Genomic DNA, 12,704 nt, shown 5'->3' with positions numbered 1-12,704 from the left:
AAGATTTGGAGATGGAAGAAATGGCAGATCTCATAGAATTAACATCAAAATTGGAACGTTATTTAATCGATTCAGATCAGAGGTACGATCGAATTAAACAATCAGGTGAAAAAGGAGACTTCTTCACGGAGGTCAAACCATTTGCGGATGAAGTATTATTGGATACAAAGAAATGGCGTGAAGCTGCTCTTGCTTATATAGCAGAAAACAAAGTGAGGAATATCCACCCTCAGCAAATAGAGAATGCATGTGAGCATTTTGAATTAATTTCGGTACAATCATTCTTCCCAGAAACGAGCAAGGCAAGGTTTAAAAACTATGTTCACTCAACTCAATATATTTTAGCAACATTATTATCACAAATTAAGAAGTAAGTGTAGACAATAATGAATCGCAGAGAAAACTCTGCGATTCATTGTTTTGAATTAAGAAGTTAATATAAGTTCATTTGGCGATTGTGCGCCTAAAGCTTCTAACTCACGAACTAAATTACGATAGCAAGAAATTTGGATTTCATTGTGAATATAGGCTCGTTTAGAAAAATCTAATAGCTCATTTACATGTTCTGGATCACAGTTCTTTAGTCGTTGAAACATTTGCTTAAGTTCAAATACACTCATAATACTGATAACCTCCAATTAATGTAATTTTTATTTCACAAGGAAATCGTGTGGAAAAGCTTTTAACTATCTTATCACGAATTGCATATTTTCATCGTTTTTAAAAAATTTGAACTTCCGACAATTTTCGTCAAAAAATGAGTCGTTTTTCTCTGCATCTTATTCACCATCTAGGCACTTCATACATAAGCTAAAGAGATAATAATGCGAAGGAGGATCAATCCAATGTTTGGCCGGAACACGCAAAGGGCGATAACTTATCGGAACCAGCAAAATCAACCACCGCTACAATCAATGAATTTTTATTACAACGGACAAGGTAGGCAATATCCTTTGCAATACGCTGGTAATCAGGCGATGGGGAATCCTAGTTTTCAGCAACCATATAACGGACAATCGCATCAACAATATTGGCAACAACCATACTACGAACAAGGTTACTCCAATATGCAGCAAGCCAACCCCTATCCACAAAGTCAGTCCATTAATCAATCTATATTTATGAATCCGCTGCAACCAAGTGAAGAAGTGGCTTATCACAATATGCAGCCACAGCAAAACCCTCAATATGCACAAATGAATCCATATCCAAAGCAGTCATTTCTAACAAATCAGCCATCTGGAGTAAAATCAATTATGAACTCCTTTAAAAGCCAAGATGGATCCATTGATTTTAACAAAATGATGGATACAGCAGGGCAGATGATGAATGCTGTTAACCAAGTATCTTCTATGGTTAAAGGCGTCGGAGGGATATTTAAGGTATAGTCAATGTGCTATACCTTATTTATTTTGCCTATCATGTCGAGTGTCGAGCAGACGGTAGTTTGTTGTTCGAAGTCGGATGTCGAAACAATAGATCAAAAGGCTTATTCCTGGGATGAAAAAAAATACGCAGACATTTTCTCTGCGCATGGATTTAGCAATCATCAATGGTAATACGTTTTCTTTTAAACTTAGGAATTGTTATTTTTAATAATCCATTTTCATATGAAGCTTTTACTTTCTTCTCATGAATGACTTGAGGAAGTGAAATGGTACGAGTCATTTTTTGAAAAGAGCGTTGCTTCGTAAGGTAATCTGATTGATCGTTTTCCTTAAGGATGGTTTCTTCTACTTTTATTGAGATAGTCAAGTAATTATCCAAAACATCAAGTTCGATTTGGTCCCTTTTTACACCAGGTAATTCTGCTGTCACAATATGCTCATCATCGGTTTCAACTAATTCAACATGAAATGTATGAAGGTTTGGAAATGGGTTCTGAAAAAAATTGTCCATTGTTTGCAGAAATCCACGAATCGGCTTTTCATGGAATAAATGATTCATCGATTTCATGATGTCGCCAAACGGCTCACTTTTCCCATTCTTCTTTTGTTCACTCATGAAGCATCCCCCTCAACCATGGATATCTACCATAATATATGAATAGGCGATGGAAGATGTTCGCCTATTTAAAAGTGAACAAATTTTGACAGATGAAATCCTGTGATTCATATCACAATTAATTACTCTTATTGAAGGTATGATCTTGGTGAAAGCAAAAAGGGGGAATGGATTAAATGTTCTGTCATCAATGTCAGCAAACACCAGCTGGCGGCTGTAAAATCATTGGTGTATGTGGGAAAGATGAAACAATTGCAAGTTTACAAGATACGATTGTATTTGGGTTAAAAGGTATTGCTGCATATCGTAATCATGCAAAGCAATTAGGGTATACAGACCCTTTTGTAGATTCAGTTACACATGAGGCGTTGTATATGACGTTAACGAATTCAAATTTTAATGTCCAAGAACATATTGATATGGCAATGAAGGTTGGGCAAGCTACTCTGAAGGTCATGGAAATATTAGATGAAGCACATACTAAGAGATTCGGTATTCCAGAACCAATACAAGTACAGCAAAATAAAGTGGAAGGTAGAGCCATCATTGTTACTGGCCATAACTTGTTTGCTCTTGAAAGATTACTGAAGGAAACAGAGGGTTTAGGAATTAATATTTACACTCATTCTGAGATGCTACCTGCTCATGGGTATCCTGCTTTGAAAAAATATTCTCACTTAAAAGGAAATATAGGAAAAGCGTGGTACGATCAACGAAGAGTATTTGAACGGTTTACTGGAGCAATTCTTGCTACGACGAATTGTGTGATGCCGATTAAAGGCTCCTATGCAGATCGAATGTTTTCTTATGAGGTCGCTGGTTTAGAAAATGTAATAAAGATTGAGAATGATGATTTTACCCCTCTCATTGAAAGAGCGTTACAACTGCCACCTATGGAGCAAGATTCAGACGAAACACTTTTAACTGGTTTTCATCACGAGACAGTATTAGGAATAGCACCAGAAATTATTGCTGCTGTCAAAGAAGGGAAAATTAAGAGGTTCTTCATAATTGCAGGTTGTGATTCTCCAGGGAAGGGTGGAGAATATTATCGCGATCTTGCTCTCTCTCTGCCGAAAGAAACAGTCATATTGACAACCTCTTGTGGGAAATTTCGTTTCAATGATCATGATTATGGATTAGTTCCTGGTACAGAAATTCCGCGTTACATTGATCTAGGTCAATGCAACAACTCAATTTCGACAGTACATATTGCTAAGGCACTAGCACAAGCATTTGAATGTGAAGTAAATGAGTTACCAGTTAGCATAGTCCTTTCATGGTTTGAACAAAAAGCAGTTGCTATTCTACTAGGGTTATTTAGCTTAGGTATTCAAGACATTCGTATTGGACCAAAACCTCCAGAATTTATATCTGATGGAGTGATGAATGTATTGCAAGAGACATTTAACTTAAAACTTATCCATACAGCGGAAGAGGATATGAAAGCAATGTTAAATCAATAGAAGGCGAATAGGAGTTGGGAAATTTCCAACTCTTATTCGTTTGTGAATTGACCTTCATCTAAATATTCTTCAATCTTGGCAACATGAATGCTTAATACTCCATATTTTTGTAATATAAACTTTTGTTTTTTTAGCTTCGCTAAGTTCCTACTTACTGTTTCACGAGTAATGCCAATCATTTTTGCTAATTCCTCGTGCTTATAGGGTTCTTTTAAAGAATAATACCCCGAATCACTTTGTCCATTATTTGAATTTACCAGCCTCAATAAAAGTTTTAGTAATTGCTCATTTGTATTATTAATAATTTTCGCTTCAAGGCTTTTTTGAAGATCAACAATTTTATCCCCAAGTATTTGGAGGATATGTATAGCAATCTGAGGATGATTCTCAAGGATCTTCTCAAAATCTTTTTTTTGAATAACGACAAGCTTTGAATCTTCCATTACCTCTGCAAAAGCAGGGTATCCATCGGTACGAAAAAAACCAACATGTGGAAACATTTCTCCTGCTTTTAATAGTGCAACAATTTGAGTTTTTCCTTGAGCATTGGATTTATAAATCTTTAGTTTTCCACTATGAATGAAAAAGACTTTTTCGATAGGCTCTCCTTGCATAAACAAGATACTTCCTTTTTTCCATTCTCTAATATGTGAAATCATCACAATTTCATTTAATACGTCATTGTCTAAATTACGAAATAGAATAAACTGTTTTAAAAGCTTAGCGATGTCGTTTGCGATCATAGGGCGTCACCTCTAATAATAAACTTATTCCATTTAATGATAACATTGAAAGTGGTTGATTTTTCTAGTGAAAAAGAATGTTTTATGAATGTTTTCTAGCATGAGAATCTATTATGATGGTAAAAAGAAAACAAAGAGGCTTTTCTATCGAACGTTTATTCGCTATGATGGAAATACGAGGTGAACGACCGTGATTAAGAAGAATATTCTAGAACTTATAAAAGAGTTGAAGGAAACTCCTAGATTTAATGAGAACATAAATTATTGGCATACAATTGAAGAGAAGGAAGCGAAGACGACCGATCTCCCGTCAGATCTACATCCTTCACTATTAAAGGGATTGCAGAAAAAAGGCATTCATCGCTTGTACACACACCAATTAACAGCTTATCATCATGCAAGAAATGGTGATAGTTTCGTAGCAGTGACACCAACTGCTTCAGGAAAAACATTATGCTACAATCTACCAGTCTTGCAATCGGTGGCTGCAAATCCGGATTCACGTGCATTGTACATTTTTCCAACGAAAGCGTTAGCGCAGGACCAAAAGGCAGAATTAAACGAAGTGATCGAGGATGCTGAATTAATGATCAATTCGTATACATATGATGGTGACACCCCAGCAAATATTCGTCAAAAGGTTCGGAAGGCCGGTCATGTTGTTATTACAAATCCTGATATGCTTCATTCTGCGATTTTACCGCATCATACGAAGTGGGTGTCTCTTTTTGAAAATTTGAAGTTTGTTGTCATTGACGAACTTCATACATATCGTGGAGTGTTTGGCAGTCATGTTGCCAATGTTATTCGACGTTTAAGGCGGATTTGTCAATATTATGGAAGTGATCCGCAATTTATATGTACATCTGCTACGATTGCTAATCCTAAAGAATTAGCAGAGACTTTAATTGAAAAACCAGTTCAATTGGTAGATAACAACGGTGCTCCGAGTGGAAAGAAACATTTTGTCTTTTACAATCCTCCAATTGTTAATAAGCCATTAAATATTCGTCGTAGTGCAACGCTTGAAGTCCGCAAACTTGCAAGTGAGTTTTTGAAGAATAAAGTGCAAACAATCGTTTTTGCTAGAAGTCGGGTACGGGTTGAGATTTTGGTCACTTATTTACAAGAGCTAGTGAAACACAAACTTGGTCCAAAGGCAATTAGGGGCTATAGAGGTGGATACTTGCCTACTGAACGACGTGAAATTGAAAAGGGTCTGAGAAACGGAAACATATATGGTGTTGTGAGTACAAATGCTCTGGAATTAGGAGTAGATATTGGCCAACTGCAAGTGTGTATCATGACAGGCTATCCAGGTTCAATTGCTTCATCGTGGCAACAAGCTGGGCGAGCTGGCAGAAGACATTCAGAGTCACTAGTTATTATGGTAGCTAGCTCAACGCCGATTGATCAATATATTCTTGCAAATCCACAGTATTTTTTTGAGAAGAGTCCTGAAACTGCAAGAATCAATCCTGATAATTTAGTCATCTTAGTGGATCATCTAAAATGTGCTGCATTTGAACTTCCATTCACAAAGGATGATCATTTCGGCAACTTGCCCGCTGAGGAACTGTTGGAATATTTAGCGGAAGAAAGAGTGCTGTATGAAAACGGAGATAAGTATTATTGGATGAACGATGCGTTTCCAGCCCATAACATCAGCTTGCGCAGTGCTTCGCAAGAAAATGTAGTCATTATTGATCAGGGTGATGTTGCAAAAGCAAAAGTGATAGGAGAGATGGATCGATTTTCTGCAATGACCTTATTACATGATGAAGCAATCTACCTGCACCAAGGAAAGCAGTTTCAAGTTGAGTATTTAGATTGGGATGAAAAAAAAGCATTTGTACGAGAAGTGGATGTTGATTATTTTACAGATGCGAATCTTGCTGTTGAATTAAAGGTATTAGAAGAGGATAAACAGGCTGATTTTGCTTTTGGTGAAATAGGCTATGGCGATGTTAGCGTACGAGCAATGGCAACGATTTTTAAAAAAATCAAGTTTGAAACCCATGAAAACATCGGTTCAGGTCCAATATCTCTACCTGAAGAGGAATTACATACGAGTGCCGCATGGATCTCGTTCAATGAAGAAGAACTAGGGCAGAATATAGAGCAGAAGTTGATTGGAGTATCTCATGCAATTAAGCATATTATTCCATTGTTTGTGATGTGTGATCCACAAGATGTACATGTTGTGCCACAAGTTAAGGCAACACATAATGAGCAGCCAACTGTGTATTTTTACGATCGTTATCCGGGCGGTGTTGGGTTAAGTGAAAAGGTGTACAATGGAATGAATACATTGTTGATAGAGGCAGCATCATTAATAGAATCATGCTCATGTGAACATGGCTGTCCGTCTTGCGTTGGGATAGATCAGCAAGAAAAACGGTTAAAAAAATCAATCATCAAACTTCTTAAAGCACTCATAAAAACAGAAAGGTAGGGACAGTATTGTCATTAAAATCGAAACTAAATCGACTCAAACCTCATCTTTCTATAGATGAAAATAAGCCGAAGCAAATCGTAAAATCACAGCCTTCAGTTAATGTTCCATACTTAAAACAATGGGAGCAAGAAGGCTTTTCCCCTTATTTCATAGATGGTCAATATTGTCTAATTAGAGAAAAGAGATACCCGCTAGAAACAAAAGTAGGACGATATACATTAGCGCACTTCCTAGAAGTGATTGATTCATGGAATATGACATCTTCCTCGCACCCATTATCTGCGAAAGGGTATAAAAAAGAAGACTTATTCTTTTTTGATACAGAAACTACAGGACTTGGAGGAGCGGGGAGTTCAATTTTTTTACTAGGATATGCTATGCTTCGTGACAATCATTTCGTCATTAAGCAGCATATCCTTTCTCAGCCTGGAGCTGAAATTCCTTTTTATCAAAGCTTTCTTGAAGAGCTAGATTACACGACGATGGTGACATACAACGGTAAAGCGTTTGATTGGCCTCAAGTACAATCGAATCATACTTTAATTCGAGAGCATGTGCCAATGCTCCCTTCCTTTGGACATTTTGATTTATATCATGCGTCTCGACGCATGTGGAAGCATAAGCTGGATTCAATTAAATTAACAAATGTAGAAGAAAAGATTCTTAACATTAACCGAGTGGACGATTTACCTGGTTATTTAGCACCGATGATTTACTTTGATTATGTTGAATCTAAGAATCCAAAAGGTCTATTTGATATCATTCTTCATAATGAAAAGGACATATTGTCGCTTATCCCGTTATACATTCACTTATCGATGCAGTTGCTCGGTACAGATCACTTACAAACAACTGAGGAGCGGTACGAGACCGGGAAATGGTATTCCTCTGTTGGAGATCGGCACACAGCAATTGAGAAACTGGAGAAAATTAAAAACGATTCTATTCAGGGGAAATGGCTACTTTCATTAGAATATAAAAAGCAAAAACGAATAAATGAAGCCGTAGGACTTTGGAAAGAACTTGTCCATGAAGCTTCAAAAGATGTGCAAATGATAGCGAGCATCGAGCTCGCAAAAGTTTTTGAACATAAATTCAAAAATATTAATGAAGCAACAAAGTTTACAGATTATGCAATTTCCATATGTGAAAGTGAATCAGATCAAAACCGTCGATTATATACAGAGTTAATGAAGAGGAGAGCGCGTTTGTTCAAAAAGTCACAAAGAATAAGCACATCGTAATTCCCTGGTTGGTACATTCATTTTCACAAGCGAATATCTACAATAGCGTCATTTTTTAGGTTCTATTTGCATGTATAAGGGAATTCTTTATGTACTTTACTTTGGTGACCGTCTTTATAAACGATAAAGTAATCATTTATCATTTGATATAGAGAAAGAAAATGGGTTTAAATTAGGTGTTTGCATTAGTACAAGATATCACTATTCATCATAGGCTATAAGTGAAAAGACAAAATGATGAAAGGGGATCTACAAATATGTATTGCGGTCCAAAGAATACAAACATTTTACCTGCGGTGGTTCATCCAACTAAATGTTGTGTGAATCATACGTTCCAAAACAATGTGGTACCACATATTCACCCATCTCATACTACAACGGTAAACCATGTGAATTTTCAGCATCAACATCACTTCCCTCATTCCAACTCTCAAGTGACTGAGGTTACAAATCAACAGTTCGTTGCAGGTGCTCAATCACCTGGTTTTGGCGGTCCAGGATTCGGTGGTCCAGGATTTGGTGGTCCAGGATTTGGTGGTCCAGGATTCGGCGGTCCAGGATTCGGCGGTCCAGGCCAAGTAATGGGTGCACAAACTGGGAATGGTTGGGGAAATACTCCTGCCCAAGTTATGGGTGCGCAATCACCAGGTTATAAAGGAAGATAATGTTCAAAGGAAAGAGCACCTAGCTCTTGCTTGAGATTGTAGACAAAGTCGATTTCTGACTTTGTCTACATTTTTTTAGAGGACTTTTTAATAATAGGAGCCTCCAGACTGTCTTTAAAACGCTTGTCAGACTAGGCGTGCCGCCTTAGTGAAGACCCGAATAGAACACACGGTTCATGAGGGGGCGAACGAGACTAACAACGACGAATGCGAGCGTTTGTCAACAGTCTGAGGCAAGAGCACCTAGCTCTTGCAATTTTTAAGAGCTAAGACAAATATAGAATGATAAAGAAACAATAAAGTGCAATTTTTCACGGAGATTAGTCAGTGGCTAACGCCAGGTACAATCGGTTCTTTGTATCTGGGAAAGGCAGAATTTCTTGCGGTCTTCGTTTTATAAATGGGTCCACAGGATGTAGATTCATTGTTTTATCGCAGATAGGAGGGTGTCCAGCGCTTTTGTTAAAATTGATCGTGTTTATCATATTGTATGTTAAACGGGGAATTATTGTGCCTATGACTGAATCCTTTTAGCGTGTGGAGCGTATTTATGATAAAATAAAAAATGAAAGTATGATTGATACAAAGGGTGCTACTTACTAATGAGAGTTGCGGTAGTTACAGGGTACAAACCTCATGAAATCGGAGTATTTAAACAATCTGATCAAGCAATTACGTACATAAAGAAAGCGATCAAGCAGCAATTGCTTCAACTAATTGACGAAGGCCTTGAATGGGTCATTATTAGCGGGCAGCTTGGTGTAGAATTATGGACAGGTGAAATTGTATATGAGCTGCAGGATGAAGGACATCACCAACTTCAATTAGCTGTCTTAACTCCTTTTTATGGACAAGAAGAGCGTTGGAATGATGCCAATAAACAACAGTATGAGTTTATTGTCTCGCAAGCGGATCTCGTTGACTCAATCACGAAGAAGCCATACGAAAGTCCACAGCAATTTCGATTGAAAAATCAATTCCTTATTCAAAAAAGCGATGTCCTTGTTGCTTTTTATGATCCTGAGAAGGAAGGAAGCCCTAAGTATATGTATGAAGCTGCAATGCACAGAAAAGAACAGGCGGACTATGAAATTAGGCAGATTACCTTCTATGACCTTCAATTACTTGTAGAAGAAGAGCAATTTGCAGAAGATAGTTCACAAATAAATTGACATTGAAACATAAGTTTGGAAAAATATAAAGACGATGTGTGATTAATAGAGGTGAATGTAATGCTATCGGATAAAATTAATTTAACGGCGAAAGATATTTTGGAAAAAGAATTTAAAACTGCGATGCGTGGTTATAAGCCAGAAGATGTAGATAAATTTTTAGACACGATCATCAAGGACTATGAAGCTTTTTATGCAGAAGTTGATGAGTTGCAACAAGAAAATGCTCGATTAAAAAAACAGCTTGAGGAAGCTTCACGTAGACCTGCAGCAAGCACACAAGCAGCAGGCACAACAAATTTTGATATCTTAAAAAGACTGTCAAATTTAGAGAAGCATGTGTTTGGAAGTAAGCTGTATGATTGATTTTTGACAATGGAAATGAAAACCATTGCTATTCTGTTGCGAATTCAATATAATATTCGTTGTATCATTAATAACGTTTGGGTAATCGCTGCAATGTCTAACATTGTTGAGGAAAGTCCATGCTCGCACAAGCTGAGATGCATGTAGTGATCGTGCCTAGCGAAAAAATAAGCTAGGGCAATCCAGTATTGGATTGACGGCGAGGAAATCACCTAAGTCTCTTGATATGGTGAGACTACTCTGAAAGTGCCACAGTGACGAAGTCTTCAAAGAAATGCGAAGAGTGGAACGAGGTAAACCCCGCGAGTGAGAAACCCAAATTATGGTAGGGGCGCTTTCTCTGAGGAAATGAACGAGGAGAAGGACAAATGCATTTATGCATTTGTAGATAGATGATTGCCACCAAAGTACGAGACCTTCAGTCGTTTGTAGTACAATGGAACAAAACATGGCTTACAGAACGTTATTGGTGAGAAATAAGAAAGCATATAGCAGACAAAGTTGTCGATCAACTTTGTCTATCTGTATTTGTGGAGATCGAAATAGACAATTCATGAAAACGAATGAAATCTTCTTCTTTTGTGAACAATCGAAAAGAAGAATACGATACATAGGATGATTATAAAGGGTGAAAAGATATGGCCAAATACGATATTATTGCGACTGCCGCAATGGGATTAGAATCAATCGTCGCAAAAGAAGTACGTGATTTAGGATATGAATGCACTGTAGAAAATGGACGTGTAACATTTAAAGGCGATGAAACAGCGATTGCACGTTGTAATATGTGGCTGAGAACAGCAGACCGAATCAAGATTAAGGTTGCTGAATTTAAAGCTTACACATTTGATGAACTTTTTGAAAGAACGAAAAAGATTTCTTGGGAAAACTATCTGCCAAAGGACGCCAATTTTCCTGTTACCGGGAAGTCAGTAAAATCTAAGCTTTTTAGTGTATCTGATTGTCAGGCAATTGTTAAGAAGGCAATCGTTGATCGAATAAAGACTCATTACAAAATCGATGGATGGTTAGATGAAACAGGTTCACTGTATAAAGTAGAAGTTGCCCTGTTAAAAGATGTAGCTACAATTACGCTTGATACTAGTGGTGCAGGCTTACATAAGCGTGGCTATAGAGCTGATCAAGGGGAAGCACCAATTAAAGAAACATTAGCAGCGGCACTTGTGTTATTGACAAACTGGCATCCAGACCGTCCATTTGTTGATCCTTTCTGCGGTTCGGGTACGATTCCAATTGAAGCAGCATTAATCGGGCAAAACATCGCACCGGGATTTAACCGCGAATTTTTAGCAGAAGAGTGGAGCTGGATTCCGGACAAGGTATGGGATGATGTAAGAATGGAAGCGGAAGACTTAGCAAAATATGATCAGCCATTAGATATTACCGGTACTGATATCGATCATCGTATGGTGAAAATCGCAAATGAAAATGCCTTTGAAGCAGGACTAGTTGACCTTGTTCAATTTAAGCAAATGCAAGTGCGCGATTTTACAACGACAAAGGAATATGGTGTAATCGTTGGAAACCCACCATACGGAGAGCGACTTGGTGACAAGCCAATGGTACAAAAAATGTATGCGGAAATGGGAGAAGCACTTCGACCACATGATACATGGTCAGTTTACATGCTCACATCTGATGAACAATTCGAAGAAGTTTACGGTCAAAAAGCAACGAAAAAACGAAAACTCTTTAATGGATTTATTAGAACTGACTACTATCAATATTGGGGAAAAAGACCACGACGTGAGCAATAATATAGTAACTGAACACACCCTTTCGTGGAACGAAAGGGTGCGATTAGTTGCATAAGTGATTCAGATTTGTATGAAGGTAAAAACCTTATATTCGAATTTTTCCATTTTCCCATTAAGTCATGTGATGCTTTTGACCGATTACGGTCTCGATTTCTGCATTATTATCTTCTGAGAACTCCATTTCACTAGCATTTTCTCTTCGGCTACTGTTTATTTCGTCTAAAATCTTCTTTAGTAGCTCTTTATCTGTAAGCTCAAGGAATTCATTTGAATCAAAACAGTGCACCTTAACTTCTTTAAATTTCGGAGAGAATAATGGGTTATTTTCATTGTAAACTCACTCCTTTCTCATTAATTTATAATTCTGGCTTTTTTTAACCAATCCCTTTTAATTAAATTAAAGGAGAATATCTAAATGACTGATAAAGTTATATGAACCTATGTCTATTGTCTTTTTAAAAATAAGAGGTATGAAGATGAATGATATTGAATAATATAGTCATTATGTATGTCGTAAGGAGGGAATTGACAATGAAGGATTGTTATATTGATTATGAAAGAATTTCGTTAGCGATTCAAAAGTCTGTTGAATTTGCTTCATTACAAGGTGAACAAGATCGAGAACAAGCACTAGAACGGTTGAAATTGGCTCAAGAAGAAATTCAGCGAGCACTTACTTTTTCATTGTCAAAGGATTATACTTGGTCAGACGGCTTATAAAACTAGTTGCAGCCCATGCGGGGCTGTTTTTCATTTTACGTATATTCCTTGACAGTTTTTAAATATAAGATAAAATGGTTCATGTTCT

General features: G+C 37.2%; 14 protein-coding genes and 1 other RNA gene. 11 read left to right on the top strand and 4 right to left on the bottom strand.

Annotated features, from left to right (window positions below; genetic code table 11):
• Positions 1-20: 20 nt before the first annotated feature.
• Entirely contained in the window at positions 21-374 is a 354-nt protein-coding gene (locus AC6F34_RS03545) for a YppE family protein (protein WP_500769017.1), read from the top strand.
• 51 nt (positions 375-425) lie between these two features.
• On the opposite strand, the gene yppF is transcribed toward AC6F34_RS03545, so the two are convergent.
• Positions 426-620 carry a YppF family protein gene (gene yppF / locus AC6F34_RS03540; protein ID WP_500769015.1) on the bottom strand — a complete coding sequence of 65 codons (195 nt, stop codon included), beginning with the start codon at positions 618-620 and terminating at the stop codon, positions 426-428.
• A 225-nt stretch (positions 621-845) separates the two neighbouring features.
• Between yppF and AC6F34_RS03535 the strand changes: the two genes are divergently transcribed.
• A complete protein-coding gene (locus tag AC6F34_RS03535; protein ID WP_500769013.1) occupies positions 846-1,388 on the top strand; it encodes a YppG family protein in 543 nt (180 codons plus the stop codon).
• Positions 1,389-1,539: 151 nt separating this feature from the next.
• Here AC6F34_RS03535 and AC6F34_RS03530 read toward each other — a convergent pair whose 3' ends face one another.
• Positions 1,540-2,004 (bottom strand): Hsp20/alpha crystallin family protein, encoded by a 465-nt coding sequence (locus AC6F34_RS03530; RefSeq protein ID WP_500769011.1) that lies wholly within the window; start codon positions 2,002-2,004, stop codon positions 1,540-1,542.
• 176 nt (positions 2,005-2,180) lie between these two features.
• Between AC6F34_RS03530 and hcp the strand changes: the two genes are divergently transcribed.
• Positions 2,181-3,470 carry a hydroxylamine reductase gene (gene hcp, locus AC6F34_RS03525; protein ID WP_500769009.1) on the top strand — a complete coding sequence of 430 codons (1,290 nt, stop codon included), beginning with the start codon at positions 2,181-2,183 and terminating at the stop codon, positions 3,468-3,470.
• 32 nt (positions 3,471-3,502) lie between these two features.
• On the opposite strand, the gene AC6F34_RS03520 is transcribed toward hcp, so the two are convergent.
• On the bottom strand, positions 3,503-4,213 hold the full coding sequence (locus AC6F34_RS03520; RefSeq protein ID WP_500769007.1) for a Crp/Fnr family transcriptional regulator: 711 nt from the start codon (positions 4,211-4,213) through the stop codon (positions 3,503-3,505).
• Between the two features lie 190 nt (positions 4,214-4,403).
• On the opposite strand from AC6F34_RS03520, the gene AC6F34_RS03515 reads away from it, so the two are divergent.
• From AC6F34_RS03515 to AC6F34_RS03485, 7 genes are all read left to right on the top strand, one after another.
• A complete protein-coding gene (locus AC6F34_RS03515) occupies positions 4,404-6,668 on the top strand; it encodes a DEAD/DEAH box helicase (RefSeq protein ID WP_500769005.1) in 2,265 nt (754 codons plus the stop codon).
• Positions 6,669-6,676: 8 nt separating this feature from the next.
• Positions 6,677-7,915, top strand: coding sequence for a ribonuclease H-like domain-containing protein (locus tag AC6F34_RS03510; RefSeq protein ID WP_500769003.1), 1,239 nt, complete (start codon positions 6,677-6,679; stop codon positions 7,913-7,915).
• A gap of 257 nt (positions 7,916-8,172) precedes the next feature.
• Positions 8,173-8,580 carry a CotD family spore coat protein gene (locus AC6F34_RS03505; RefSeq protein WP_500769001.1) on the top strand — a complete coding sequence of 136 codons (408 nt, stop codon included), beginning with the start codon at positions 8,173-8,175 and terminating at the stop codon, positions 8,578-8,580.
• Positions 8,581-9,182: 602 nt separating this feature from the next.
• Positions 9,183-9,752 (top strand): SLOG family protein, encoded by a 570-nt coding sequence (locus AC6F34_RS03500; protein WP_500768999.1) that lies wholly within the window; start codon positions 9,183-9,185, stop codon positions 9,750-9,752.
• Positions 9,753-9,812: 60 nt separating this feature from the next.
• Entirely contained in the window at positions 9,813-10,118 is a 306-nt protein-coding gene (gene gpsB, locus AC6F34_RS03495) for a cell division regulator GpsB (protein ID WP_500768997.1), read from the top strand.
• Between the two features lie 73 nt (positions 10,119-10,191).
• Positions 10,192-10,579, top strand: an RNA gene (rnpB, locus tag AC6F34_RS03490) — RNase P RNA component class B.
• A 177-nt stretch (positions 10,580-10,756) separates the two neighbouring features.
• Positions 10,757-11,896, top strand: coding sequence for a THUMP domain-containing class I SAM-dependent RNA methyltransferase (locus AC6F34_RS03485; protein WP_500768995.1), 1,140 nt, complete (start codon positions 10,757-10,759; stop codon positions 11,894-11,896).
• A 112-nt stretch (positions 11,897-12,008) separates the two neighbouring features.
• On the opposite strand, the gene AC6F34_RS03480 is transcribed toward AC6F34_RS03485, so the two are convergent.
• Positions 12,009-12,182, bottom strand: a complete 174-nt coding sequence (locus tag AC6F34_RS03480) for a hypothetical protein (RefSeq protein WP_500768993.1) — start codon at positions 12,180-12,182, stop codon at positions 12,009-12,011.
• A 245-nt stretch (positions 12,183-12,427) separates the two neighbouring features.
• Between AC6F34_RS03480 and AC6F34_RS03475 the strand changes: the two genes are divergently transcribed.
• A complete protein-coding gene (locus AC6F34_RS03475; protein ID WP_500768991.1) occupies positions 12,428-12,616 on the top strand; it encodes a hypothetical protein in 189 nt (62 codons plus the stop codon).
• Positions 12,617-12,704 lie beyond the last annotated feature (88 nt).

The sequence above is a fragment of the Niallia sp. CD-39 genome (assembly GCF_059874745.1).
This window is presented reverse-complemented; position numbering and strand designations above follow the sequence as displayed.